This is a genomic window from Thauera sp. 28 (genome assembly GCF_000310145.2).
In the GTDB taxonomy this organism is placed as follows: Bacteria; Pseudomonadota; Gammaproteobacteria; order Burkholderiales; family Rhodocyclaceae; genus Thauera; species Thauera mechernichensis.
Window position 1 is genome coordinate 406,392 of sequence record NZ_AMXA01000001.1, and the last position, 26,830, is coordinate 433,221.

21 protein-coding genes are annotated in these 26,830 nt (G+C 63.9%); 2 read left to right on the plus strand and 19 right to left on the minus strand.

From position 1 onward, the window contains the following. Positions 1-50: 50 nt before the first annotated feature. The 9 genes from C662_RS01840 to C662_RS01880 form a co-directional block, all read right to left on the minus strand. Entirely contained in the window at positions 51-842 is a 792-nt protein-coding gene (locus tag C662_RS01840) for a flagellar brake protein (RefSeq protein WP_002924130.1), read from the minus strand. Beyond that, positions 839-1,621 (minus strand): flagellar brake protein, encoded by a 783-nt coding sequence (locus C662_RS01845; protein ID WP_002924131.1) that lies wholly within the window; start codon positions 1,619-1,621, stop codon positions 839-841. The genes C662_RS01840 and C662_RS01845 overlap by 4 nt, the downstream gene beginning before the upstream one ends. Before the next feature lie 100 nt (positions 1,622-1,721). Continuing rightward, positions 1,722-2,072, minus strand: coding sequence for an EscU/YscU/HrcU family type III secretion system export apparatus switch protein (locus C662_RS01850; protein WP_002924132.1), 351 nt, complete (start codon positions 2,070-2,072; stop codon positions 1,722-1,724). Then, the gene (locus C662_RS01855) at positions 2,065-3,207 is read right to left on the minus strand and encodes a flagellar hook-length control protein FliK (protein WP_002924133.1); all 1,143 of its coding nucleotides are present in this window, start codon (positions 3,205-3,207) and stop codon (positions 2,065-2,067) included. The genes C662_RS01850 and C662_RS01855 overlap by 8 nt, the downstream gene beginning before the upstream one ends. A gap of 35 nt (positions 3,208-3,242) precedes the next feature. Continuing rightward, on the minus strand, positions 3,243-3,551 hold the full coding sequence (locus C662_RS01860) for a flagellar protein FliT (RefSeq protein WP_002924134.1): 309 nt from the start codon (positions 3,549-3,551) through the stop codon (positions 3,243-3,245). 15 nt (positions 3,552-3,566) lie between these two features. After that, entirely contained in the window at positions 3,567-3,971 is a 405-nt protein-coding gene (fliS, locus tag C662_RS01865; protein ID WP_002924137.1) for a flagellar export chaperone FliS, read from the minus strand. Between the two features lie 19 nt (positions 3,972-3,990). Beyond that, positions 3,991-5,415 carry a flagellar filament capping protein FliD gene (gene fliD, locus C662_RS01870; protein ID WP_002924139.1) on the minus strand — a complete coding sequence of 475 codons (1,425 nt, stop codon included), beginning with the start codon at positions 5,413-5,415 and terminating at the stop codon, positions 3,991-3,993. Between the two features lie 27 nt (positions 5,416-5,442). Next, positions 5,443-5,871: a flagellar protein FlaG gene (locus tag C662_RS01875; RefSeq protein ID WP_002924141.1), complete on the minus strand. Its 429-nt coding sequence runs from the start codon at positions 5,869-5,871 to the stop codon at positions 5,443-5,445. A gap of 77 nt (positions 5,872-5,948) precedes the next feature. Next, positions 5,949-7,433, minus strand: coding sequence for a flagellin (locus C662_RS01880; RefSeq protein WP_002924143.1), 1,485 nt, complete (start codon positions 7,431-7,433; stop codon positions 5,949-5,951). 219 nt (positions 7,434-7,652) lie between these two features. On the opposite strand from C662_RS01880, the gene C662_RS01895 reads away from it, so the two are divergent. Then, a complete protein-coding gene (locus tag C662_RS01895) occupies positions 7,653-9,959 on the plus strand; it encodes a tetratricopeptide repeat protein (protein WP_002924145.1) in 2,307 nt (768 codons plus the stop codon). Here the strand turns inward: C662_RS01895 and C662_RS19865 are convergent, their stop codons facing one another. The 10 genes from C662_RS19865 to C662_RS01950 all read right to left on the minus strand — a co-directional run bounded on the left by C662_RS19865 (position 9,960) and on the right by C662_RS01950 (position 26,542). Then, positions 9,960-13,700 (minus strand): glycoside hydrolase family 99-like domain-containing protein, encoded by a 3,741-nt coding sequence (locus C662_RS19865; RefSeq protein ID WP_002924147.1) that lies wholly within the window; start codon positions 13,698-13,700, stop codon positions 9,960-9,962. A gap of 141 nt (positions 13,701-13,841) precedes the next feature. Then, positions 13,842-17,780, minus strand: coding sequence for a glycosyltransferase (locus tag C662_RS19735; protein WP_002924149.1), 3,939 nt, complete (start codon positions 17,778-17,780; stop codon positions 13,842-13,844). Beyond that, complete coding sequence (locus C662_RS01915) at positions 17,764-18,498, minus strand: WbqC family protein (protein WP_002924151.1); 735 nt, start codon at positions 18,496-18,498, stop codon at positions 17,764-17,766. The genes C662_RS19735 and C662_RS01915 overlap by 17 nt, the downstream gene beginning before the upstream one ends. Continuing rightward, positions 18,498-19,709: a DegT/DnrJ/EryC1/StrS family aminotransferase gene (locus C662_RS01920; RefSeq protein ID WP_002924155.1), complete on the minus strand. Its 1,212-nt coding sequence runs from the start codon at positions 19,707-19,709 to the stop codon at positions 18,498-18,500. Before C662_RS01920 ends, C662_RS01915 begins: the two co-directional genes overlap by 1 nt. Then, on the minus strand, positions 19,706-20,908 hold the full coding sequence (locus tag C662_RS01925) for a DegT/DnrJ/EryC1/StrS family aminotransferase (RefSeq protein WP_002924163.1): 1,203 nt from the start codon (positions 20,906-20,908) through the stop codon (positions 19,706-19,708). The genes C662_RS01920 and C662_RS01925 overlap by 4 nt, the downstream gene beginning before the upstream one ends. A gap of 9 nt (positions 20,909-20,917) precedes the next feature. After that, complete coding sequence (locus tag C662_RS01930) at positions 20,918-21,724, minus strand: sulfotransferase (protein ID WP_002924171.1); 807 nt, start codon at positions 21,722-21,724, stop codon at positions 20,918-20,920. After that, complete coding sequence (locus C662_RS01935) at positions 21,721-22,437, minus strand: class I SAM-dependent methyltransferase (RefSeq protein ID WP_002924172.1); 717 nt, start codon at positions 22,435-22,437, stop codon at positions 21,721-21,723. The genes C662_RS01930 and C662_RS01935 overlap by 4 nt, the downstream gene beginning before the upstream one ends. Further along, positions 22,409-23,458: a hypothetical protein gene (locus C662_RS01940; RefSeq protein ID WP_157354427.1), complete on the minus strand. Its 1,050-nt coding sequence runs from the start codon at positions 23,456-23,458 to the stop codon at positions 22,409-22,411. Before C662_RS01940 ends, C662_RS01935 begins: the two co-directional genes overlap by 29 nt. 338 nt (positions 23,459-23,796) lie before the next feature. Then, positions 23,797-25,278, minus strand: a complete 1,482-nt coding sequence (locus C662_RS01945; RefSeq protein WP_002924175.1) for a flagellin — start codon at positions 25,276-25,278, stop codon at positions 23,797-23,799. A gap of 292 nt (positions 25,279-25,570) precedes the next feature. Further along, complete coding sequence (locus C662_RS01950; protein WP_002924177.1) at positions 25,571-26,542, minus strand: WD40 repeat domain-containing protein; 972 nt, start codon at positions 26,540-26,542, stop codon at positions 25,571-25,573. 87 nt (positions 26,543-26,629) lie between these two features. Here C662_RS01950 and C662_RS20485 point away from each other — a divergent pair. Next, positions 26,630-26,830, plus strand: a 201-nt coding sequence (locus C662_RS20485) for a hypothetical protein (RefSeq protein WP_232433194.1), incomplete at its 3' end; no start/stop codon positions are given.

Genomic DNA, 26,830 nt, shown 5'->3' on the forward strand with positions numbered 1-26,830 from the left:
CGGCGCAAGCCCGTCACTGCGTCGCTGTTCCGCGGATGCTTCGCTCCAGCCTAAAGCCCGCCGAGCGTGCGGGCGTTGATCTCACGTTCGGTGTTGAAGATGTAGCGCTGGATGCGCGTCTCCGCGCTTCGGGGCATGGACTCGAAGCGCAGTCCGATGCGCAGCTGTTCCGTTCCGTTGGGTTTTGTCTGGCGGTTGATGTTGCGCACTTCGAGGGCCAGGGAGAGCGGCTCCTGGTCGATCAGGCGCAGCGTACAGCCGGGCACGACTTCGCCGATCGTCAGCGTACGCACGCCGGGTGGCACTAGCACTGCGGCACCGTTGCAGCTCAGGTCGATCACGCGTGCCTCGCACCCTGGGCCCTTGCTGCCCGCCGCGGGCGGGAGCGTGATTGCGATGCCGTGCGCAATCGGCACCTGCAGGCGGAAGAACTCCCTGCGTTGCAGGCGCAGGATTTCGGTGGGGATACTGGCGCGCAGCGCCGGGCGGCCGTCGATCGATACCTGTCTGATCCCCTCGACCGAGAACTGCACGCGGATGCGGTTGAGTTGCGAGGTGCACAACAGTTGTGTGGCCTCGAGTGCCCGTGCATGGGTGCTCGGGTTGGGGCTTGCGTCGAGCAGGATGGCGTTCTGCTCGGGCTCGACTGCAAGCACGGTACTGACATACGAGAGACCGCCCCGGATGTGCGCGGACATCAGGCAGCGGTCGTCGATCATCTCCTGCAGGATCTGGATGATCTGCCGGCGTCCGCGCAGAATGTAGCGGTCGAGGCCAGCCGTATCCTGGACGGGTTGGTCCGGGGGGACCTCCTGGTGCTCGGGGCTGTGATCGATGTTCAAATCAGCCCCCGTTCGCGCGCGTTGCGCTCTCTTTCCATGCGCAGGACGTAGCGCTGGATTGCGTCTCCGGCGCTGGCCGACAGGTCGGCGAAGGCGCAGCCGATGCGCAACAACTCGACACCGTTTGGCCGTGTGATACGGAACAGGTTGCGAATGGTCAGCCTGGTGCTGACCGGCGGCGTGTCGGGCAGCAACAGGGTGCAGTCTTCGAATACTGCGCCTTGCTCGAGCGCAACGCCCCCGGGGGGCACGGCGATCGCAACGCCACCGCGGCTGATGTCCAGGATGCTCAGCTCGACCTCGTGCGTGCGCCCGTTTCCCAGCGGCAGCGGAAACCTGCATACCACCTTGCGTGCGGATGTCGACGGCGTCTGCAGGCGGAAGAATTCGCGCCGTTGCAGGCGCAGGACGGTATGCGGGAAGGGCGCTCGAAAGCCCGCCTTGCCGTCCTCGACCACCAGTGCATGGTTCTCGAGCAGGAACTGGATGCGCACGCGGTCGAGCTGGGTGACGCAGTCCAGCGCATTGGACTGCGCGATGCGCTCGTTCTGCAGGGGGTCGGTGCTGGCGTCGAGGAGGATGCCGCGCTGCTCGTCGGCTTCGATCAGTGCGGTGATGAAGTTGTGCCCGCCGGGGATCGAGCGTGCCCCGAGCAGGCCGCGATGGCCGAGCAGGGCGCGGAAGAGCGCCTTTATCTCGGCGGCGTCGCGCAGGAGGTACTTGGCTTCGTCTTCCCCGTACACCAACTCGACGCGGGTGTCTTGTTGTTCGATCTGCATCTTGTGTGGCGCTGTGCCAGTGTGCCCAGTCTGTTTGCTGGAGTTCCGCATCCTTATATCACGACAGTGGAGACCATGGCCGGCGGCCGCGCGAACGGCTTCAGGCGCCTGTCTCGGCGTCGGCGCTGCGTGGCCGCAGGCTCTCGGGCAGGTCAAGGTTGTGCGGCGGTGGGCCGGCGTCGGCCCCCTGTTCGATCCGGTACAGCCACGCCAGCAGCTCGGCTACGGCAATGTAGAGCTGGGGCGGGATGCGCGCGTCAAGGTCCACCTGCATGAGCAGGCTCACCAGCTCGGGGGATTCATGCACGAATACCCCGGCCTCGCGTGCGCGGTCGATGATCTCCTGCGCCAGCACGCCCTTGCCCTTGGCGACCACGCGCGGCGCCGTCTCGCCGGCCGTGTAGGCAAGGGCGACGGCTTCGTTGCGGGTGGCGGGGCGGGCGTCAGTCATGGCTTGGCTCGACGATCAGGCCCGACAACCTCAGGTCCACGGCTTCCAGCGCCGAAGCCAGGGCTGCGGCACCGGCGTCGAGTGCCACGAGGGTGTCGGCCTCGTCCGCGCGCAGGCGCAGGGCCACCTGCTTCCCGCTCAGGTGCAACTGGGCCTCCACACCGCCGAGCCGGGGCAGGGTCAGCCGCAGGGTGCTGTCCCAGCCGTGGGCGGTCTCCTCTTCGGCGCTGCCGTCATCCCGCTCGGGGTCCTCGATTCGCCATTCCACCGCCTGGCCCGGCCATGCCTGGCCATGCCAGACATACTGCTGGGTGGCCAGGGCGTCGAGCTGCTGATGGACAATGGGGATCAGACGATCCGGTATGGGCGCGGTGCGCACGGGCGCGGCCTCATCGGCCAAGGCAGCGCCGCGAGCTTGGGCTGCGCGTTCACTGCCTTCGGCAGCAGCGGGCTGACCGGACTGCGCACCACTCTTCGGGCTGGCGACGCCCTGATGCACCGCTTGCCCGGTCGCGGCCTGGGAGGCACCCGGCGCGGTGGAACGCGTCTGTGCCTGCCCCTGCGGCTCGCTCGTCAGGCTGGCCGTGTCGCGTCTGCCGAGCACCCAGTCGGCCTGGTGGGATTCGTAGAACAGCCCGCTCTGTCCCAAGGCCTGGCGCAGCAGCGGCGCCAGTTGGGCGCCGTTGGCGGGCGGGGCGGCAAGCAGGGGCTGGTTGGCGGCAAGGCTTGCCGGCTGCGCTGCCGGTTGGCCGGTGAGCAGGAAGCTGATCAGGCGCCCGGTCTGGCTCAGTGCCGGTTGGGCCGATGCCGTGACGGTTGCCGCCGCCTCCTGGCCGACGATGCGTGCGAACACCGCACGCGGCGTCACTTGCGATACCTCGAGCTCCAGTGTGTCGCCCGACTTGGCCGCGGTGTTGAGCGCCAGCGTCATCTGCTGGCCGGCGACCAGCGCACGGAAGGTACCGTCCGGCAGCGTGCGCTGAAGGGTTGCGAAAAAACGCTGCCCCGGCACCAGCTCGGGCAACTGCGACTGGATCTCGCGTGCGCGCTGCAGGCCCGGTACGGGCGGCTCGGAGTTGAAGAAGCTCGCTTCGTTGAGCAACCGCAGGCGGGCGGCGAGGTCAGCGGGGATCATGGCGGGAGGGGCCTGGTTCGAGTGCTCTGCGCCCTTCAGCCACCATAGGCATTGCGTACCGCACGGCCTTTGACCGAACTGGACAGCAGCTTGCGCGTGCTCTCGAGTGCCGGTTCGGCATGCAGGCGAATGCCGTGGTCGAGTTCCAGAATCTGCTTGATCACGATCTCGATCTCAGCCGCCTGGTCCGGGGAAGGCGGCTGCAGGGCCGGCGCCGCCGCCACACGCAGCGCCCCAGACTGGCGCACGAGCTCGGCCAACTCATCCCATTCGCCTGCCTCGGCGGCAAGCGCCATGCGCCGATAGAGTTCAAGCAGGGTGCGAGCGTTCTCCAGCGTAAGCATGGCTGTGATCCGCTCCTATCCCTGAACCTGCGACTCGATCGCCGCCCACGCTTCGCGCAGGCTGCCAAGCAGCCCGATGACCTCTTCGATCGCCGCCTGGTTGTTGTGAAGGTTACCGTGCAGCAGGCGATCGGCCATGTACTCATAAAGGGCGTCGAGACGCTCCGCCAACTCGCCGCCAGCCTCGATGTCGAGACTGACCTTGAGGCCATTCATGATGATGTCGATGGCTTTGGAAATGGACTTGCCCTTGGTCGGGATGTCCTTGTTCTGCATCGCCACCGTCGCGGTGCCCAGTGCCAGAAGGGCGCCGTCGTACAGCATCAGGATGAGCTTGTGCGGGGAAGCAGACTCGACGCTGGTCTGATTGCCGACGCGGGCATAGGCCGAGGCGCGATTGGGGTAGGAAGTACCAAACATGGAGATCTTGCTCCGATTGCTAGGATCGCCCGATGGACGGCAGGTTGGCCAGTTGCTGCATGAGATAGGTGCTGGTCTGGGTCAGGCCATTGAGTAGTGTGTCGAGGGTGGAATACTGCTTACGATAACGCTCTTCCATCTTCGCCAGGCGAGCCTCCATCGTGTCGTACTGCGTCGTCAGCGACTTGATGGTGGAGTTGATGCCCTCGGTGCGGCTGTTGATCAGCCCGTCGCGGGCAATGAGTCCGTCGAGCTGGGCACTGAAGCTTGAGGCAAAACCCTTTACGCCGTCCTTGCCAGTGAAAAAGGCCGCAACGTCCTTGCTCGTATCGTTGAGTGCGGCGGTGAACTTGGTGCTGTCGAGCGCGAGCTTGCCGTCCTTGTCGAAGCTGATGCCGACCTGAGACAGCGAATTCGCACCCGTCAGGCCAGTGATCGAGGCGCCCAGTGCGTTGCGCAACTGACTCTGGATGTTGCGTGCAGTGGAGTCGCCCGTGAGTGTGGCGCCGGTCTTGTTATCGGGGTTGTAAGCGGTCAGGCTGGCCAGGGTGCTCGCTACATCGTTGTAGGCCTTGACGAAAGCTTCGACGGCAGTTTTTGCCGCGCTTTGGTCCTCGCTCACCGAGAGGGTCCCGCTCAGGCTTGCGGCCGGCGCGACGGGTTCCTTGATGAGTGTGAGCGTCACGTTGTCGATGACGTCGGTGATCGTGTTCTTGCCGCGCGTGACTTCGATGCCATCGACGCGGATGCGCGCATCCTGCGCCGCTTGTACCGAGTACATCTTGTCGGCTGGCAGGGGTGTTGCGGCGGGGTCAAAGCTCAGATCCTCGAGCCCGTCCTCGCCCGTCAGCTTGAACGCCATGTTGGCGCCCGTGGCGGTACCGCTCAAGACAAGCTGCTTGGCCGTGCCGTTGTTGATGATATTGGCCTTGATGCCGAGCGCCGCGTTGCCGTTGATGGCATCGCGCAGTTCTTCCAGTGTGCTGCCTTCGAAGTCCAGGCTGGCAGTGCGAGGGGGACTGTCGCTCGTGAAGGACTTGCCCGAGCCAGCGTCCGTGACGGTACCGAACTCGATGGTGAGTTTGCCTGCCGCGGGGGTGAAGCTGCCGCCCACGGGGGTCGAAACGCGCTGGATCTTGGCCATCTGCAGCACGTCCACCGCATAGCTCGCGTTTGCAGCGCCCGCACCGGAACTGGCAGTGAAGCCGGCGTCGCCGGCCACACTGGCCTTGGTGGCAGAGAACTTGGTTGCGGTCTTGAGCCCGTCGGTGGCGGTCTGCAGGGACGACAATGCGCCCTTGATCTGGCCGAAGGCGGACAGCTTGGCCTGCTGGCTCGCCTCGCGCTGTGCCAGCAGGGTCAGGGGGCGGCTTTCCACCGACATCAAACCGCGCACGATCGAGTTGATGTCGATGATCGAACCACCGCTCGTGATCGTTGCCATGTCGGAACCTCCTGTCTGCTGTTCGGGTCAGGCCTTCTGTTCGACCAGCAGGCCCTGCAATTTATCCAGCGCCTTGGCGATGGAAATGATCTCCTCCGAAGGGATCTGACGGATCACTTCGTCGGTGCTGGCATCCACGACCTTGACGATCGTTCTGCCGGTGTCTTCGTCGATAGAGAAAAGCAAGTCGCGTGCCACAGGCGAAATCGCTTTGCGGACTTCGTCCATTGCCTGCTCGACCTGCTCGAGCGAACTGGGCTTCTGCGCTGCGGCGGCGTCTTCGGCCGCGGTGCGCTTGCTCTGTTCTGTACGGGCCCCGGCGGCGGCTGCACCTGTTTTTGCCGTGCTGCTTGGGTCCGTAGCGGCGGCTCGTTCGGCCGACGGACTGCGGGCGCTGGATGTGGTCTGGAGCAGGTTTTCGGTCGGAACCGAGGTATTCACCGAAGAGATGTTCATTGTGGTCACCCTCATGGTGTAACGGCGCGGGGCCCTTGCGAACCCCGCGCCGTGCCAAGCGACTTAGCCTACACCGCTTACCGGAGCAGCGAAAGCACGTTCTGCGGCAGGGCGTTGGCCTGGGACAGCATCGCCGTGCCAGCCTGTTGCAGGATCTGCGCGCGGGTCAGGTTGGCGGTTTCCGATGCAAAGTCGGTGTCGCGGATACGGCTGCGGGAGGCCGACAGGTTTTCGGTGCTGGTCTGCAGGTTGGCGATCGTGGTCTCGAAGCGCGACTGCAGGGCGCCGAATTTTGCACGTTGGCTGTTCACCGCGGCGAGTGCAGAGTCGACCATCGCCAGCGTCCGCTGTGCTGCATCGACCGAACTCACGTCGAGATCGCTCACCTTCTGCAACTGACCTGCAGCCGCTGTTGCGGTGAAGAAGTCGCTCGTGTTCGCCGCCGCAATGCTGAAGGACTTTTCCGAGTCGAGGACCAGCTGGCCGGTGGCGACCGCGCTCGCGCCTCCAGCGGTGGATGCGCCGCCGATGGTCGCCGTCGCCGAACCACTTGCCGCATTGGCGATGGTGATGTTCTCGCCGTTCGCATTGAGCAGCGTGATGCCGTCGCCGCCGTCATTGACGCGTGCGGTGACGCCGGTCTTGGAGGCGACGTCGTTGAAGGCATTTACTGCCGAGGCCAGGCCGTCCTTGTCCACCGCTGCGCCCAGGGTGAAGGAGATGGTGACCGCGGTTGCGTTGTCCGAGCTGACGTCGAACTTGTAGGACGTATTCGCAGCCATTAAGGTGACGTCGATCTCGGTCTTGGCAGAGGCCTTGACCCCAGTGGTACCGGTTTCGCCGTTGATCTGTTCTGCCGCCTTCTTGGCCGACGCGCCGGCCGCGATCGTGACCGTGGCCGATCCGGTGGCGCCGCTGATGGTGATGGCACCGCCGACGACGCGGCTGCTTGTCGCCTGCGCGTTCGAGGTGATCGCATTCGCCGTGCTGCCGGTGGTCAGGTCGCCCTTGGCGCCGGCGTCCGTCGCAACCTTGGAGCCGACCCGGTAGTTGCCGTACTGGCTGGTGGAGAAGTTGGCGGTGCTGGCCGAGATCGACTGGCCGGCGTTGGCGCCGACCTGGAAGGTGGCGCTGCCGAAGGAGCCGTCGAGCAGCTTGGAGCCGTTGAACTCGGTGGTCTTGGCGATGCGGTCGAGCTCGGACGTGAGCTGGTTGACTTCGGCGTTGAGCGCCTGGCGGTCGGAGGCGGAGTTGGTCGCGTTGGACGACTGCACGGCCAGCTCGCGGATGCGCTGCAGGATGTCGCCGGAGGACTGCAGGGCGCCTTCGGCGGTCTGCGCAAGCGAGATGCCGTCGTTGGCATTGCGGCGGGCCTGGTCGAGGCCGCGGATCTGGGCGGTGAAGCGCTCGGAAATCGCGAGGCCTGCGGCGTCATCCTTGGCACTGTTGATGCGAAGACCCGACGACAGGCGCTGCAGCGAGGTGGCCAGCGAGCCGCCCGAGGTGCTCAGGTTGCGCTGGGCGTTGAGCGACTGAACGTTGGTGTTGATCACTTGTGACATGATTTTTCTCCGTTAGAGAAGTATCAAAAATGTTCCGGCGGTGGCCGGGTTGTCCTCTGCGAGCCAGCCTGCGAAACCTGCCAGCTGCACTCTTGGAACCTTTAACGGTCGGCCCTCGCTGAACTTTAGGAATATTCGCCGGGGCTGCTTGCTGCACTGGTCGCGGAGGCGGGCGGTTAAGATGCGGGCCGGCTTGCTTCCATGTGACAGAGGGTGTGAATGAAGGTCCAGCTTCCTTTATCGGCTCGTGATCAGGAATTATTGAGTCAGGCCGCCAGCCTCTTTTCACAGGGGCGTTACGATCGGACGATTGCACTGGCGGCAGAACTCGGTGCCAGGCATCCGCGACATCAGGTTGTCCACAAGCTCCATGGCTGCGCGCTGCAGCTTGCCGGTCGAAGTGAGGAGGCCGTGGCCGCGCTTAGGATTGCCGTCCGCCTGGCGCCATCCGACGCACAGGCCTGGAGCAACCTTGGGAATGCGCTCGCATCGTGCGGGTTGTTCGAGGATGCATTGGACGCCCATCGGAGGGCGTTGGTGTTACAGCCTGTCAGTTCGGCGTTCAACCACAATCTCGGGTGTGTCCTGCTGCAGGTTGGCCAGCGTGCCGAAGCGCTGGACCATTTCTGGCGGGCCTTCGATTTCGCCCCATCTGATGCCGAACTCGCGCGCCTGTGCCGTGAACTGCTGGCCGAGCTCGGCGACCTCGACCGTGCGGCACTTTTCTGCCGGGTCAACCTCGAGCGTTTGCCTGCGGACGCGGGTGCGGCGGCAATGCTTGGCGGCATCGTGCTGCAGCAAGGGCTGATCGATGAGGCGCTCGTGCTTCTGGACGCCGCGGTGAAGTCAGTGCCTGGCGATGCGGTCGCCTGGTCCAATCTGTCGGTTGCGTTGAGGGGGGCGGGGCGGTTTCAGGATGCAGTGGAAGCTGGACTGCGCGCTGCGAGCCTGGCTCCCGAGTGGGCGCAGGCCTGCAACAATGCGGCGGTGGCGCTGCGCGACGCCGGACAGCTGATGCAGGCGAGAACCATGTTGCTGAGGGCGATCGAGTGTGATCCTGCGTTCCCGGACCCGTACTACAACCTGGGATGTACCAGCGCTGATCTCGGTGACAACGAGACCGCGCGTGAGGCCTTGATAGAGGCAATCAAGCGCGAGCCGAGAATCGACTGGATGCTGCAGGCGGCGCATGCTTGCCGGCAGCTTGCCGACTGGGACGGGGCTGAGCTGATCGAAGCCGCGTTCTTCCAGCAATTCGGTGAGGGTCTGCAAAGTCAGGCGCATGTGCTACCGTCGCCGTTTGCCTACCTTGCCACGCCAGGTACGGGCCCGGTAGACCAGCGCGTTGTCGCCGAGCATTTTGCGGCGCAGTATGTGGCGAGGGTAGCTGTGGCGCGAACAGGCGCCGCGTCCGCTCGTGGGCCATTGCGACTGGGCCTGTTGTCCGCCGACTTCAGGGATCATGCGACGGCGCATCTTCTGGTGGGCGTGCTTGAGGCGCTCAGCCCCGAGCGTGTCGTGGTGTTTGCCTACGATTACGGTCCGGCTGTCGAGGACGCTTACAGCGACCGTCTGCGGCGGGCAGTAACGAATTGGGTGGTGCTGCGGGATATGTCCGACCGTGACGCGGCTCAGCGCATCGCAGATGATCGAATCGATATCGCGATTGACCTGAAAGGGTGGACTCAGGGGTACCGCGGGGGGATTCTGGCGCACAGGCCGGCGCCCTTGCAGATGCAGTGGCTCGGCTTTCCCGGGACGATGGGTGCGCCCTGGATCGATTACATCATTGCCGATTCAGTCACCATCCCGCACGGCGCAGAGGGCGCGTACAGCGAACGCATTCTTCGACTGCCGGGCTGCTATCAGCCAAACGACGCCCTGCGCGCGGTGGCAAAAACGCCGGCACGTAATGCGCTTGGTCTCCCCGAGGGGGCGCTGGTGCTCGCAGCAATGCATCAACCTTACAAGATAACGCGCGAAGTCTTCTCGCTCTGGTTGCGCCTTCTCGATAAGGTGCCTGACGCAGTGCTCTGGCTTCTGGTTCCTCCAGAGCAGGTTCGCCTGCGCCTGCTCGACGCCGCACTTGCTGCCGGTATATTGCCAGAGCGGTTGATCTGGGCGCCACGATTGCCGATGGCCGACCATCTCGGCCGGTTGTCCGCGGCCGATCTCGCCCTCGACACCTTTCCGGTGGGTGCGCACACCACGGCGAGCGATGCCTTGTGGGCGGGCGTCCCGCAGCTCGCCTGTCGTGGAGACTCGTTCGTGTCGCGCGTGTCTGCCAGCATAGTAGAGGCTGCGGGCATGGCCGAACTCGTCGTCGACAGCGAGGCCGGTTATGAGGCACTGGCGCTTGCACTCCTTTCCGACCGGCAAAGGCTGGGGAGGCTCCGCCAACGGCTCAGGGCACAACGTGCCGACTGCGCGCTGTTCGACACCCGGCGTTTTGCCGATCGACTCGCCCACGGCCTGGAGATGGCGAGGGGTGGGCAGCCGCTTGGTCATATTGACGTGACGGACTGATCAGCGCGTCCACGCCGCCAGCCAGTCCTGCAGGCGAGCATCGATCATCCAGTCCCTGCGCACCTCGGCCTGGAGCGCCCGGCCAAGCGCTTCCCGTTCCGCGCCGTCTGCCACAAGGCGTCGTATCGCGGCGACCCACTGCTGGGTGGTGTTTGCAACCCGGACGACCGGAAGTCTGCCCTGGTAGGGCAGGAGGTTGCTGCAAACCACGGCGTAGCCCAGCGCGCCGTATTCGAGCAGCTTGAGGTTGCTCTTCGCTTCGTTGAATGCGTTGGCCGCAAGAGGCGCGATTGCAACGTCGAGGCCGAGCGAAGCGAGCGCCTCAGGGTAATCCTTTACCGCGACCGGAGGGTGGAACTCGCGGACATAGGGCTTGAGCAGGTTTGGGCAGTAGCCGAGGAAGATCCAGTCGACTTCGGCGGCAAGAGCTTTCACGACGTCCTCGATCAGGTTGAGATCGCCGCCGTGGCTGTTGCTGCCGGCCCAGCCGACTCTTGGCCGAGCCCCTTCCCTGCGCTTGGCTTGCACGGCCCCCCAGACGGCGTTATCGAGCAGGTTCGGCGCAACCACGGTCTCTTGGGCGTAGCGACCAAAGGCTGCTGCGAGTGGTGCGGTTGACACGACGAGCCGGTCGCACAGACGGATTGCGCGGGCGAGGCGTGCCTCGATGTCGGCGGGGAACTCCCTAGCGTTGTCATTCTCGCGCGGAATGCGTGTCAGCAGGTCGTCCAGTTCGTAGACGATCAGGCTTTTCGCGTGACGTCGGTACGACTGCAGCCATTCCAGCCCAAGGTCGCTGAAGATGCGTTGGGTGACCAGCGTGTCGGGGGCGAGTGCCGCCAAGTCCCAGGGGCCAAGGAAGCGTGTGCCGGCTGCGCCCTGGACCAGGGTAGACCGGGTCAATGCACGCAAGGGCGTGAGGATGCGCATCTCCCCGCAACCTGTGGTGTCGGCGGGCTGAGCATAGATACGTGGTACTGGATGCCACGGCAGCGGGTCGCGCGCGAGCGCAGCGTCGGTCTGGAGCCGTGGTCGATTGAGGTGGCGGGTGAGTTGTTGGTTGAAGTACGGGTCTGCCGGCAACTCGCCAAGCCAATCGTCCAGCAGCGCGGCATCGGCTGCTCGTGGAGGACGGAACGAAGGGCGCGGCACAGTACTGACCGAAATGACGGTTGAGAACGGCGTCCACAGGTTGCGCCGCCCGCTGCGGGCAAGTCTAAGGCAAAGGTCGATGTCGGCGTGCACGTCCGGGTAGCGACCGGCTGCGAAACCGCCGATGTCGATAAGCAGATCGCGGCGAATCATCAGGCATCGCATGGTGATGGCCGAGCAGTTCTGCTCGAGTTGCAGTTCGGCACCGTTGCCGGTGTGGGCAGCGGAAACCCCCTGGAAGGGCGAAGCGGCGACGCCCATTTGTCCGAGTCGGATCAAACCATCGCACAGCGATCCGTCGGTAGCCAGGACGCGACCGCCGACTGCGCCGATCTCCGGGCGCAGGGCATGACGGGTCAGACCGTCGAGCCATTCGGCGTCAAGCGGAATGAGGCCCTCGCCGAGAAACAGGATCAGGTCGGCATCTGCTGCGGTCCACAGTGCGTTGGCTATGGCGGCGGGCGAGTCGCTTGCCACCTCGACGACCCGGATGCTTGGAGACCCCAGCGCAGCCAGTTCATCGAGGCATCGACGTACCTCGGGCTGCGCCGACGGGGCCAGGGGCAGCATGATGTCTGCAGGTGCACTCGAGGCATGGCTCAGGATGCCCTCGATCGAGCGCAGAATGCTGGCCCGGTCCGTTACGGTGGGGATCACTACGGTGACTCGAACGGGATGCGCGTCGTGCTCGTAGCGGATACGAACGCTGTCTTCGAACAGGCCGTGTTCGATGTGTGCCTTCAGACCGAGCCGTTGCAGGTGCTGCTGGAGCAACTCCGCACGAAAGCCCAGTGGTATCGACTGATCGGGCAGCAGGCGCTCGAGGGCAACGTTCGCGATGTGCTCGATGCCCCGGCCGTCGTCGCGCTCGAGCGCGCGCAGCATGGCGGCGAGCGCCAGCGCGTCGGTTGGCGAGTCGCCAATGTCGTCGAGGGCCGCCAGCATCAGCGTCCGGCGACCGATAACGGCGCCACCTACCGTCAGGGTTGAGCGTAGCCAGTCCGGATTGCAGCCGGGGGCCAGCCATGTCCGTACGGGGCCGTCAGCGCCATGCCGTCCGTCTCCATCGGTGAACACGAGCGTCGCGTCCGGGGCTGCGATGAGTCTTTGCGCTACGAACAGCAGGGCATCTTCCGTGAGTGTGTCGCCGCCGTTCAACAGGGTGACCCAGTCCTCCTGAGCTGTATCGATGATGCCTCGCGCGACGGCTGCCGCCGCCTCCTGGGGAAGCGTGTGCCAATCGAGTCGATCGGAGCCGATTTGCGGCGCCGGATGGCGGGAGAGCACGTCGAGATGCCAGTGCTCGTAGAGTTGTGCTGCGATGGCGTTGAGCGATCTCTGCAGCGCTTCGTCTGAGCAGCGCGTTGCATCGAGCACGACCCGAATCGGTGGCGGCGTAACCGAGGCCAAGTGCAGGTCATGCAGGCGCGCAGCCGGCTTGCCGATTTTCAGACCGGCCTTCCATTTCGCGTAGGCTTCACGCGGGACGAATCCTTGGTGATCGAGCGCGTCTACCAAGGGCGGTGACTTGAGGCTGTCGGTGGCAAGCGCTGAGGCCAGCGCCCGCCGCGTTGCCTCGAGGTAGCCGCGACCGAAGCGCTGATCGGGTTCGAGGTGGTTACCCTCGGCCCATTCGTTCCAGGCGTTGATGAACACGAGCTGCTGGCTTTCGGGGCGTGCCGCGACGCTGCGCAAGGTCTCGGTCAGCCAGTGCTCATAGGCCTCGGGCGAACTGTCGGCGATGATGAAGGCGTTCTTCCTGCGGCGGGCAGAGTTGTCCCATGACGGCGTGACGCCGGGGAAGCGCAGATGCGGAACCTCGGGCCGGGCGAGTTCGGTTTCGACCAGATCGCGGTAATCGACGACGAAGTGGCCATCCGGCAGCACGACGCTCGGGTTGTCGTCAGTAATTGCCATCCAGTCTGGCTGGAAATCGACCGAAGCGTCGAATCCGAGCGCGTGAGGGTTGTCGCGCTCGTTGAAGAAGTTCTCCACCCGGCAGACGAAGAGTTCGCCGATGCCGGCCTTGCGCGCTTCATTGCGCCAGATGGAAAGCGTGCGCTGCGGGTCGGGTAGGTGGCGGGCACGGTAGATCAGGATCAGCGGCTTGCCGTCTATCCGGATGTAGCGCGGATCTCTGAACGCCGTGATCAGGTAGCGGATGTGTTCGCGGTCGTCATCATCGTTGTAGTTCTGCCCGATCAGGACCTCCTGTTCCGCGCCATCCCAGCGCCGCGTCCAGTTCTCGTTCGCCCAGCACAGGCAGAACGGGAAGTCCGGTTCGCCCGACGCGAGGATTTCCTCGAATGGGCGTTCCAGCAGGCGTTTGCCGTTGAACCAGTAGTGGTAGTAGCAAAACCCGTGGATACCATGCTCGCGCGCGAGTTCCGCCTGAGCTGCGCGCGCTTCGGGCAGGCGCAGGTCGTAGAACCCGAGATCTGCAGGCAACTGCGGTTGATGATGGCCCGGAAAACGCGGGACGGCCTTGGTGACATTCGTCCACTCGGTGAAGCCCTTGCCCCACCAGGCATCGTTCTCTGGAATGGGGTGGAACTGAGGGAGGTGGAAAGCGATGAGTTTGGGGGGCATGGAGTCGATTTTTCGGAGAACAGTCCTGATTGCAGTTCTTGGCGGACGAGATAGTCCAGACGGCGAACTACAGTCAACTTGCCTGAGCAATCCGATCTGCGGACTGATCAGGCGCGTGATTCGCAAATACACTCCATTGCGTCAAGCGAGCCCGCTGCGGAGCCACACCTCCTCAAACCGCTTGGTAACCCATCGATAGAGCTTCTGATCATCTGCAGTCATGAGCTGCAGTTTCTCAATCAGGGGCGGTTCGATATCGTCAGCAAATTTCCTGGTTGCGGTCTTGTTTTTGAATGGTAGGGTAAGCTGAGGCAGGTTGAGGCGTTTCGAAAGCAATGAACAGAACTCCGGAAGTTGCTCTATTGCAGCAAAAAGGAAGTACTCATTTTCAAGGGTCGTTCTCGCTTGTTCGAAGTCGCCTTCGCCGCAGAGATACCAACATTGATTGTTCCCTTGGGCCTTTGATTCGCCCATGTAGTCGATGTACTCGGATAAAGACATTGATCCGAGAGTGTCTCGCAGTGGGTGGTCTTGCTTGCCCCGGATGTAATAGTAAGCAGACAGCGCCCTGTCTACTGGCTCGCGAACCAATGTAATGATATTGCGATCGGAGATATCCCGCATCTTGAATTGCGGAAGCAATAGATGTCCACCGAGCACGGTCAGACGATGAAGAAGCTCTTCAGACAGGCCATCGTATAGAGCCAGATCGCCCTTGCCCCCACGCTCGAAACGCAGGCAGTTCTGCTTTCCGAAGGCGGACTCTAATGCCGAAAAAAACGATACTCCAGCGGTCTTCGGGACGTGAACGAACAATAGCTTGGCGTAGCTACTTGCAGCTGTGTTTGTAGCAGATGCCATGCTTGCTTGCACAGGATTACGTAGCGCACTTTCTGGGTGCGCTGGCACTGCGGTGTCTTGGCGCGAAAGTTCAGCAATTCTGGCGCGTAGGCTGCCGTTCTCCGTGTTCAGCGCGGCGAGTTGCTGGCGAAGGGACTCGCACTGATCGATGGCTCGCTTCTGCTCGGGCAAGGGGGTACGCAGGTCGGATAGTAAACGCGCCCAGGCGATCGGTCCGAGCGCCGGAGCCTTGCCCAGGATGTCGCGTACCAGCCCGTAGTCGTCGTTGCTTACCGAGCCAGAGCGCAGGATCGGGCTGAGCGTGGCGAGTGCATCTTCAAAGCGTTGTTCGATACCTTGTGTCAGAGCCAGGTTGCGCCTGGCTGAAACGGACTTCGGGTCGCGCTCCAGTGCCATGCCGAAAAGCGATATAGCGGTCTCTGCATCGCTCTGGCGAACGGCGATGCAGCCCAGATCATGGTAAGCATCGGCAAGCGGCGTCCCTGCAAGTACCAATGCGCTCAGGATGTCGGTGGCCTCAGCGAGTTTGTCGCTGGCGATGAGGGCACGTGCGACCTCCAGTTGCCGGCGATCTTCTGCGAGTGCAGGTGCCTGCAAGTCGGGGAGCGCTTCCGGCTCGTTCGATAGGGCTTGAGTGGGCAGTTCGCTTGCGGCGGCACCCTTCGAGGCGACACCGGGGGCAGGTGTTACCTCGGTGGTCAGCATGTCCTGAGCGGCAGAGAGGGCGCTTGCAGCAGCAGCGCGCAGCGTCTCCAGGGCGAAGTCTCGGCTGGAGAGTTCGGCGCGCAGCGTTGCAGCCTCATAGCGCAGGTCGGCGAGCAAGCGTGCCCAGGCGACTGCGGACAGCTCGGAGGCCGCACCGAGGATGCCACGAACAAGAGTCAGCGCCCCTGTGTCGTGCGGATGCTTGCGCAGGAAGGGGCTAAGCGTACTCAATGCGCCCTCGAAGTTGCCCCCTTCGGCTTGCAAGGTCGCCGTGCCCAGCACTGCACGAGCGCTGTCGGGCGCACGTTCGGTTGCCGCCTGCATCAACTCGAGTGCAGCGTCGCGCTCGCCCTGAGCGAGCGCGATCTCGGCGAGGTCGGCATAGACTTCCCAAACTGGCGTTCCCTCCGTAGCGAGGGCGATCAACGCCTCCGCACCGTCCACGCGGTGTCCGGCAGCCAGCAGCTCGGCCGCTGCCTCGTAGCGCGGGTAGTCGTCCGATCGAAGTGGTGCCGGTGCACATTCGGCAGTGGGGGCAAGAGCCGTCTCCACAAGCCTGAGCACGGTCGCGGCCAGCGGCTCCGCGGGTGTGGCCGCGGTATGGTGGGCGCGCGCAGCAAGACGGCGGTTGAGCGGCAGCGTCGGATCGATATGCCATTCCGTCGTCCCCGGCTTGCGGTGCGGAACCAGCGGGTGCGGATCGTGTGCGAAGCCGAGAGAGTGAGAGCCGTGTGCCAGCTTTTGCCATGAGCTTGCGATAAGCTCGCGGACCTCAGCGCGAGCCTGGCTCTGCCCGGCATGAATGCGGAAGCGGCTGAGCGGGCGGGCGATATAGACGGCGTCGCCTTGCGAGAGCAGGTTGTGCCAAGCAGCGATGTCGCCAACCACGCGGATGTCGTCATGGCCGTCGAAGGCGGCATAGTGCGGTCGAATCCAGGCGATATCCGCACGGCGGAACATCACCGTGCTGGGTTCGCCGATGAAGTTGCTCTGGAGCGCAATTACCGCACCTGCCAGGGCCTCGCCACGGAACACGCAGTCTTGCTCGGCGAGCGCCTCCGTGTGGTGATCGTCGGAGAGTGCCTTGCCATCGCCGTCGATGCGTTGGCGGCGCGAGAAGACCAGTGTGGCCTGCGGATCGCTGCGGAATGCCTCCACCATGCGCTCGACGCAGTCGGGTTCGAGCACATCGTCGTCGCACAGGAATTTGATGAAGTCGCCGCGCGCTCGTTCGATGCACTGGATGAAATTCGCTCGCCCGCCCAGGGTGGCTGGGTTCCTGATCCACTCGATGCGATCGGCCGTGGCAAGGCGGCTGGCGATCTGGCGAAGGAGATCGTTGCCACTGTCGTCGCTGACCAGGATCTGGAGGCGGGGATAAGTCTGTGCCAGCGCGCTCTCCAGGCAGGCAGCAAAGTGCCCGGGCTTGAACGCGGGGATCGCGATCGTGACCAGCGGCAGCTCTCCTTCAACCATGCGGCGGTCCGCGGTGTGCAGCACCAGCGTGTCCGCATGAGGGGTTGCGGTGGTGAAGCCTGCATAGCGGGCACGTTCGATCAATACGTGGGCCTGCGCGCCGACCGCGGCGATGCGTAACTCGCCGCCCGGGCGCAGACTGCGGCGAAATGCCCGCATCAACCGGAGCTGCTCGCCGACTGGTCTGGCAACCAACGTGCCGTCGTCCTCGATGGCGGCGAGCGCAGGCAGTTGGTCGGGCAGGGCGGTGTCTTCATGCCCCTCTGTTTCTGCTTCAGTGGGGCCGACAGTCACCGCATCGTCCGCCCCCGCGGTCGAGATCGGGCGCGACGCGATGCGGGAGAAGATGAAGGCGTGGTTCTCGAAGCGCGCGAGATCCAGCACCTGCCCCCAATCGCGATGGAAGGTCTGTTCGAAGCCGAGCTCGGCCATTCTTGCGATCAGGTCGTTGTTGGTGATTCCCCACTGCCAGATGTGGTGGACGTCGCGCCAGTTGCGATCGTGCGCAGGGTGCTTTTCGTCGAGCTTGCGGAAGAGGTCGGCATAGGTCGGGTGGTTGCGGTCGTGCGGGACGTTGCTGAAGTACGCATCCTCTCCAAGATCGAGCAGCCGGATCGACTGCTCGCCGGTGTATTGCTGGTTGAAGATCACCACGTGTGACGCACGCGAGGCGTACATGCGCAGGATTTCGCCCCAGTCGGGGCTGACCTGATGGAGCAGGGTGTCGAAGAGGAACACGACGTCAAAGTGCGGTAGCTTGGCGAAGACCTCGCGATCACCGAAGTTGCCCTGGACATAGGCCAGTAGCGGTTCGTCGGCAAGCGCACTGAGGAAGTTGCGGGTCGGATGAGTGTCGACTTCGGTTCCGCCCACGCAGCCCGGTTGCGCGAGTGCGTGAAAGGCGTACACACCATGCACGGCCCACAGCCCCCCAAGGTCTGCGAAGCGCCATGGGCCCTCGATGCCGCGGGCAACGCGCTCGATCAACTCGAGCTTGCCGGGATGGGGCGGGTTGACCGGTTCAGTGGCACTGCTCATGGCATGGACCTTCGGTTCGGAGGTTGCATAGGTACCTGCCGACTTCCTCCGCGCTACACCACATCAGCACGTCCAGTATCGACAGGTTGGGTTCGAAGACATAGGGGCGGCAGGCGTAACGCAGGTCGTTCATCTTTGTGAAGCCGAGTTCGATCCCGGCTGCCGACCACTCCTCAGGGCGAAAGATATCCTGTCCGCCGGGGGGATTCAGATAGGCATCTGCGCCAAGGTGGGCAGCAATGCGCAGCGCCCATTGTCCTGCGTGCTCGATGTTGTCGAGGGCAAGGTCGAGCGCGGAGCAGCGCTGAGGTGAGAAGGCAATACCGATCCGCTGCGAGACCGCGGCCAAGCTCGCCAGATTGAGACCGACCAGCGAGTCGGCGTCAGGATGGGAGAATGTTTCGCGCACTAAATCGACGACCTCGCGGAAATACGGTGCATGGCGGCGGTAGTGCTGCAGCTGGGCGAGCAGTCTGCGCTCGGCCTCGGCAGGCGCGGCAAGGCGTACGGCGGATAGTGCCGTTCCGTGTGGTACTTTCTGCACGGGTATGCAGAAGTACTGCCAGCCGCTGGTCGGATGCAGGATGCGATTGCGGTTCATCCAGCTGCGTCGGTTGTACTGCACGACATCAAACGCCACCCAGCGGTCGACCTTGGCCATCAGCTCGAAGTAGCCGATGTATGGGAACGGGTAGGGTTGCATGATGCCAAGCTTCATCAGCCAGGTACTCCTTCGCGCCTGGCCTGCAGTCGGCGGCCGATCTCGTCGGCGTGCGCAAGCGCAAGGTCGATGAGCCCGCATATCACCTCGGCGATTCCCTCATCGACGCGCGGCCCCAGCGGAATCTGAAGACTGCTGCGACACAGCGCGTCCGTGACCGGCAGCAGCGGAGGCCTTGCCTGCGCGGCATACGGTGACAGGTGATGAACACCGGGGTGGAAGTAGCGTCGAGCAAGGACGTTCTCGGCTCGCAGCAGATCGAGCAGATCGTCGCGCGACAGGCCTGCTGCGGAGTCGACCTCGAGCACCGCATACTGGTAGTTGTGTGCTTCGCCATTCGGGTAGTCGTAGAGCCTGACCCCCCGCCAGGCGGCGGCGCGTTCGCGGTAGCGCATGAAGATGCGACGGTTGTGATCGCGGTGGGCGTCGAAGTGTCGTAGCGACAATAAGGCCATGGCTGCCTGGGCCTCGCTCATCTTGCCATTGATGCGCAAGCCAACGTCGGCGAAGCTGTGCGCCTGGTGGAAATTGCGGATCGTGCGTGCTCGCGCTGCGATCTCGTCATCATTGGTGGTGAGGCAACCGCCTTCCGCTCCGCTGATGATCTTTGTCGCATGAAACGAGAACGCTTCGATACGACCCAGTCCGCCAATGAACTGGCCTGCATGGCTGCAACCGAAGGCATGCGCGGCGTCGTAGAAGAGTTGGAGCCCATGTGCATCGCACAGCGCTGCAAGCCCGCTCGGGTCGCACGCGGTGCCCCAAAGGTGAACCCCTAGCACAGCGCTGGTCTGCGGGCCGATATGGGGGGCGACGGAGGCTGCGGTCAAGCCGTGCGTATGCGCGTCAACATCCGCAAATACGGGCTCCAGTCCCGCCCATGATAGTGCCTGAACGGTGCCGGGAAACGTGAATGCAGGCACGATCACTTGGCCACCGAGCCTCAGCGCGCGTGCTGCGATTGCGAGCGCGATCGTGCCATTGGTGACGCAGATTGCGTGCCGTACCCCGAGGGCATTCTTCACCGCCTCTTCCAGTTCTGCTACGAGAGGGCCGTGGTTCGTGTAGTGGCCGCGCGCGAAGATGCCGTTGAACGCGGCTTTGAACTCGTCCCAAGGGGGCAGGTTTACCTGGCCGACGGGGATCTCCTCCGCGAAGCTTGGGGGGCTGCCGAAGAGCGCCAGTTGCTCGAGAGTCTCTTTTCTCATTTGGCCTCCTCGATTGCGGCGAGCGCAACCCGTACGGCGGGGGCGTTGAGTACGATGAACCGGACCAACGCGGCGATGCGCTCGATATCCTCGACGCTCACCGACTCTCCGGTGGGCATCTGGATGATGCAGGTCGATAAGGTCTCGGCAACCGGCAGGGGGGCGTGGTGGGGGTTGTCCTGCAGGTGCAGTGCTGGCGCGTAGTAAGGGCGCGCCAGGGCTCCTTCCGCACGGAGCAAGGCTACAAGCGTATCGCGTGACAGGGGCCAGTCGTGGGATAGGCGAAGCAGCGGAAACTCCGCGTTCGTGGCTTCTTCCTGTGGATAGGGTATCCAGGATAGACCCGGGATGTCGCGAAATGCCTCTTCGTAGGCTCTCAGGCGCGCTCGGTTGCGGGCGATGATGGCGGGCAGCCCGTCCAGTGCGGCGAGTGCGCTGGCAGCATGGATCTCGTTGAGCTTGGCATTCATGCCGAGCGTGTCGATGGAACACTCGCCGGAGTAGCCGAAATTGCGCTTGCGCCTGAGCAGGGCCGCGAGTTCATCATTGTCCGTTGTGACGTAACCGCCCTCGAAGCCGTTGAGAAGCTTTGTCGCGTGCAGGCTGAAGACCTCCGCGATACCGAATCCGCCGATCGGCTTGCCGCGGTATGTGGCGCCCAAGCCATGCACAGCATCATAGAGCACGGGTATTCCGCGTTGCTTGCACAGCGCTTCGAGTTCATCGATGGGGCAGGGGCTGTTGGCCTGGTGGACACCGAGGAGCATGAGCGTGTCATCGCGGAGCGCGTTCGCGACGCTGGCTGCAGTCAGTGTGTGGGTGTCCTTATCAACGTCGCAGAAGATCGGCTCCGATCCCGCCCAGCGCACGATATGGGGCAAACCGGTGTACGTGAAGGTTGGAATGACTACGCTGCCCTTGCGGCCGCCTGCGACGCTCTCCATGAGCGCAATGAGGGCGAGTCCTGCATTCGCGTACGCAATGCAATGCCTAACGGCGTGAAAGTCTGCCAGTCGTGCTTCCAGCTGTTGGACGAGAGGGCCGTTGTTCGACAGGCGGCGGCCTTCGAATGCGCCTCGCATCAGCTCGAAGAAGTGCTCGGTGTCCGGTTTGGCAAGCTGCCCGATCGGTCGTGGTCGATCGAAGAGGGCTGGCCCGCCAAAGAGGGCAAGGTCGGCGACGGTGTGTTTGTCATTCATTGTGGGGGCTCAGGACAGGAACGACGCAAGTGGCGTGCCCTCAAGTTCGGCGACGATCGCTGCGCTGATCGTGGGGTCCAGCTTACCGGCCCAGCGGGTGGTGACGCTCGGGTGCTTGAACACCGCGCGCGGATGGCTGCTGTGCTCGACTCGGGATGCCTGCAGAAAGATCTCCGTCTGCGGGTGAAGCGTCAGCCCAAGTGCCTCCAGCATGCGGGCGGTGTACGCAGCCGGCGTTTGTACCCACTGCTCGTAGCGGGCAAGGTGAAAGCGCTTGGGATAACGCCGAGCCAGGTCGAGGTAGAGAGAGGTGACGGCCTTCCAGTCGTCGAAGCCCCAGTACTCGCCTACTGCAGTTTTACGGCAATTTCCGCTTCGCCACTCGGCGTTCGGGTCTGCGTTGGCAGGAAATTCGAGCGGATTTGCCAGCCACGAGTGGATCGTGGCTCGTGGATCCCTGACGATACCGATCACCTGCGCATTGGGTACGAGATCGAGTAGGCAGGGCAAGAGGTGGTGGTAACGCGTGGATTTGATTGCCAGCAGGGGCGGTGCATCCTCGCGCTCGGGGAAGTCAGGGATCAGCGCATCACGGCGAAGATAGTCCTGGTCCAGGTAGTCGCTACGGGTGTCGTAGGTTGCCTGCAGTAAGGCCGACCAGGCAGCTGCGGAGCTGTGTTCGTCCAGTGCGTTCTTGAATTCGTATGAGAACAGCGGGCACAACTTGTAGCGTACCGAAGGGTGTGAGGCGAAGATCTGTCCGATCCAGTTGGTACCTGAGCGGGGCATGCCAGCGATCCAGACAATGTTCTTCATAGAACGTCTCCGGCCTGCGGGGTGAGAATTGCGTCGAAACGATAGTGGGCAGCGTAGAACTCGGGCGGCATGACACGCGTCCGGCAATCCCAGCCGCTCTTGCGCGCCAAGGCAATGAAGTCGCGCTGAGTATGCCAGACACCGATCGCCGACCGCGGCGTATCCAGTGTGTCGGGACTGGGCATGTTCGCCCCGAAGAAGGCCGCTGCGCGGTCACGGTCTGGAATGTTGCCGATGAACACGCGACTCAGTCTCGGGCAGTTGCTACGCAGCGCGGAGAGGACGGCCCCCGCCCGTTCGGGCGAGAGATACTGCAGCGAGCCGTAACACACTGCCTTGGTGAAGTCGCTGCGCAGCGTGCTCGACAGAACATAGTCCAGCACCTCCGACAGCTGGAACCGCTCCTGGCTGTCCGCGGCGAAGCGACTGCGCGCAATCTCGATCAGGTAGGGGGAGGCGTCCACACCGACTCCGTCGGTACAGCGTGCGAACCAGTGTGTGGAGAGCGCGCCATTCCCGCAGCAAAGATCGAGCAGTACGTCGTCCTCGGACAGCTCCAGCGCAGCCGCCGTGCAATCGAGTATCAACTGAATCTGATCGCTCTCGAGCGGGGCGCCTCCGAGCGTGCGTTTCACCTGCCCCCAAAGGTCGTCGGGTGCGCAGCTGCGGGCGTGGGCATCGTAGCTATCGTTCTCGGGCCTGGATCGCTTCATCGCGGTCTCCCGTTCTTGTGGGCTGGCTCATCATCAGCCAGGCGAAGATGGTCGCCAGCTTCTCGGCGCTTAGCGGCGGTGCAGGCACGTCTTCGCACGTGGGTTCAAGCGCAGGCGGGAACAAGTCACTTCGGTCGAAATAGGTGCGGGCGACGGCACTGTTTCCCGCCTCGTAGCGTCTGCGGACGGCGTTGCGGCTCGCCTGGGTATGAAGTGGCGTGTCGTCGAGTCCGAGCGTGGCCGCCTCCTCCGAGAGTCGGATCAGCTGTTTGTGATAGCGACGCTTATCAGCCGTGGGCAATGGCAGACGGTTGATGATGCGCTGGAATTCGAGCAGGTCCCTGACCAACCGGAGGTTCTCCCTGCCTGCAGGGTAGCTCAGCGATGGAGCAGGAACTTCGAGCAGTTCCAAGAAGTCGCGGCGCACATCGAAGCATTCGTCCTCCTCAGCGTAGGTGCGCACGACCATCTGCTGCAGCCCGAAGACGCTAGCCCACCGGCCGAGCCTGTACTCGTAGTCCCACAGATCGTCATGATCAGCAATGCTCTGCTCGAAGCTTCCGCTGTAGCCCAACGCTTTGACCGACTGGTTGTACCAGGATTCGATGGCGTCTTCCTGGCGACGGATATACACCACGATCGCCACTGTATCTGGCGCATAGCCGAGTGCGGCGAGCATGTCGCTGACCGCGCTTGGGTCCGATAGCCAGTAGAAATTCTCGCTGCTCAGTACAAGCTGCGAGCCTGAAGGATGCGCGTCGAGTTCGCGTCGGAGCTTGCCGATGAGCACATCGAACGGGAGACGTTCCCCCGTTGCCCAGTCCGGGTAGCCGCCTCCGGTGAGGAACGCAAGCTCGTGCTGGGCAAAACCGAGCTCTATCGATTCCGGGTACACGAGCCCCGAGCGCGCAAGCTGTCCGCGGTTCTGCTTCAGAAAGTACTGCAGGGCAGTCGATCCGGTCTTGGGCGTACCGATATGGAGTATGCACCGCACCCGTCGAAGGGCTGGCTTGTCTCGCACGAGTGGTATCGGCATTCGCTTGTGGTCTCAGGGTTGATCTGTCAGGTCACAATCCCCGCCTCGTAACGGGTCGCCCGGTCGCAGCCCTTGTCGTGTCCCCCGCTGGTGGTTCCGGTGGGACCGAGCGGTGATGGTCATGAGACTGAAGGGCGGATCCGGATGTCGATAGCGAGAGTAACGCATCAGCTCAATATCGAAGGCGCGGAATAGGCGGGTTATCAGCCTGCCAATTCGATCGTTTCCGTCCGATGCTCCATCGGGGGGAGGGTTCTTGTTCCTCAAGCACGAAAAGCGAGAGTCCCGCCTGGGGACTCTCGCTTCACGGCATCACACCTTAATCAACCTTGCAGTAACGACAACACCTGCTGCGGCAGCGCATTGGCCTGAGACAGCATCGCCGTGCCGGCCTGCTGGAGGATCTGCGCACGGGTCAGGTTGGCGGTCTCGGAGGCGAAGTCGGTGTCGCGGATGCGGGAGCGCGACGCCGACAGGTTCTCCGACGAGATCTGCAGGTTGGCAATCGTGCTTTCGAAGCGCGACTGCAGGGCGCCGAACTTGGCGCGCTGACCGTTGATTGCGGACAGGGCCGCGTCGACCATCGCCAGTGTTCGCTGCGACGACTCGACCGAGCTGACATCCAGATTGCTGACAGCCTGCAGTTGGGATGCAGCAGTCGTGTTGTTGAAGAAATCGGTTGTGTTGGGCGCTTCGATGCTGAAGGAGCGATCGGAGTCGATGATGAGCTGCCCGGTGCCGATCGCAGTTGCACCAGCGCCTGTCGAGGTCCCCCCGATGGTCGCCGTTGCGGACCCGGAGGCGGCATTTGCAATGGTGATGTTCTCGCCGGCTGCGTTCAACAAGGTGATGCCGTCGCCCGTATCGTTCACTCGCGCGCTCACGCCTGTCTTGGCCGAGACATCGTTGAAGGCATTGATGGCTGCTGCCAGACCGTCATTGTCTTCTGCGCCGATGGTGAAGGAGATCGTCAGCGGCGCAGCGTTGTTCGAGGTGATGTCGAACTTGTAGCTGGTGTTCGGTGCGCTGAAGTCGATGTCGAACTCGGTGCGCGCACTGGCGGTAACCCCTGTCGTGCCGCTTTCGGCATTGATCAGTTCGGCGGCGTTCTTTGCCGAGGCGCCTGCACCGATCGTCACCGCTGCAGTGCCTGCGGCACCGCTGATGGTGACCGTTCCGCCCGCCACGCGGTTCGTAGCCGCCGCGGAGGAGCCAAGTGCAAACGCGGTGCTGCCCGGGGTCAGATCCCCCTTCGCGCCGGTGTTGGCTGCAACCTGAGAGCCGATTCTGTAGCCGCCGTACTGGTTCGTGCTGAAGTTCGCGGTGGTGGCCTGGATGGTCTGGCCGGCGTTAGCGCCGATCTGGAAGGTGGCGGTGGAGAAGGAGCCGTCGAGCAGCTTGCGGCCGTTGAACTCGGTCGATTTGGCAAGGCGATCGAGCTCCGATGTCAGCTGGTTGACCTCGGCATTGAGCGCTTGGCGGTCCGATGCAGAGTTGGTTGCGTTGGCCGACTGCACTGCAAGTTCGCGCACACGCTGGAGGATATCGCCGGCAGACTGCAAGGCACCTTCGGCCGTTTGCGCAAGCGAGATACCGTCGTTTGCGTTGCGGCGCGCCTGATCCTGGCCGCGGATCTGCGAGGTCATGCGTTCCGAGATCGCCAGGCCCGCGGCGTCGTCCTTGGCGCTGTTGATGCGCAGACCCGAGGACAGGCGCTGCAGCGAGGTGGCGAGCGAGCCGGCCGAGGTGTTCAGGTTGCGCTGCGCGTTGAGCGAAGCGATGTTGGTGTTGATGACTTGAGCCATGATTGATCTCCGAGGGTGTCCGTTGCGTCTGCAGTACGGCCAGCGTTGTCGGAATGCCAGGTCCGGGGTAGAGCGTGGTCGTGCTTGACCGGCTCTCAGCGAATTCCGTGCCAGGTGGTCAAAGCGGATTCTATGGGGCCGGATCGGCGATCAAAGGCCGGAAAATGCCGGTAAATCAGCGGCTATTCGGCAAAGCTTGCCGGTTTTGTCATGGTCACTGCGCATAGTTTGCCGCCTGCCCGTGCCGCGCTGCCGGTTGCCGGCAGGCAGCGGAGTGTGCATGGCAGGCGGTTCAGCGTGACCACACCCTGACCGACCCGTCCGAGAAACCGGCGATGATGCTGCGGCTGCGGAGGTCGTGTGCGACCGCGGTCGTGGTCAGGCCGCTGCTGCGCACCGCGGAGGGTGCGTCGGCCTGCCAGTGCCTGACGAGTGTGCCTGCGCTTACGTTCCACTCCTGGATCCGGCCTGCGGGCAGGCCGGCGAGCAGGGTGAGGCCGTCAGGCGCGAAGCGCGCACTGACGATGGAGGTTCGGTCATGACCGATCGCGCTGACCGCCTGGTTGCGCTGCAGGTTCCAGACCATGCCCTTGCCGTGATAGCGGCCGACGAAGAGCAGGCGGCCGTCCGCGGACAGCGCCAGCGTCGAGATGCCGCTGGCAAACTTGTGTGCGAGCAGCGTGCTGCCGGTATCGAGGTCCCAGGCGCGCAGCATGCCGTCGTCGGCGCCGGTGATGCCGATGCGGCCGTCCGCGGTGATGGCCACCGCCTGTACGCCGTTGCCATGGCGAATGCGCGCAAGCGGTTCCTCGCGGGCGGTGTCGATGAGCAGCGCCGAGTTGTCCTGCAGGCCGACGAGCAGGCGCTGGCCGTTGCCCGAGACGGCGATCGACAGTACCGGAGCTTCCATCGCCCAGGTGGCGATGGCACGGCCGCTGGCGACGTCCCATAGCGCGAGTTGATGGCGCTCGGCGGTCGCTGCGAAGCGCCCTTCGGCCGAAAAGGCAGTCGCTACCAGCGCAGAGACCTGGTCCGGCTTGTGGTTCCAGTCGTAGAGGCGTGCGCCGTCAGCCGTGCGCCACAGGCTGCCACCGTGCTGCACCGCGCCGACCAGCACGTGTTCGGCATCCTGGCTGATGCTGAGCGAGAACACCCCCCCTTTTTCCGTGGTGCGCCACTCTCGCAGTGGGGTGTCGCTGCAGCCCGCGAGGGCCAGTGCGAGGGACAGCAGCAGGGGGCGCACGGGAAGGATGTTCATCTTCATGGCGTCAGCGCCGCATTGCTGCGGGCTCGGGTTAGGGCATGAGCCAGGGAGGCTCTTCATGGTGCATGGCTGGCGTGAGGCGCCTCGATGCCCGAATCCTATCGCCTCACGGTGGGTCAGGCCAGCCTGGATACAGCATTGTCTGTGTCGGCGTCAGCCGCGAGCTTCTCTGGTCCCGCCCCTGGCGGTGTCGCCTTCAGCCCCTCGCGGCTGGCGCCGCTCCTACAGCAGACCGTGGCGCGTCTCCCCCGTAGGAGCGGCGCCAGCCGCGAGCTTTTCCTGTGCCCG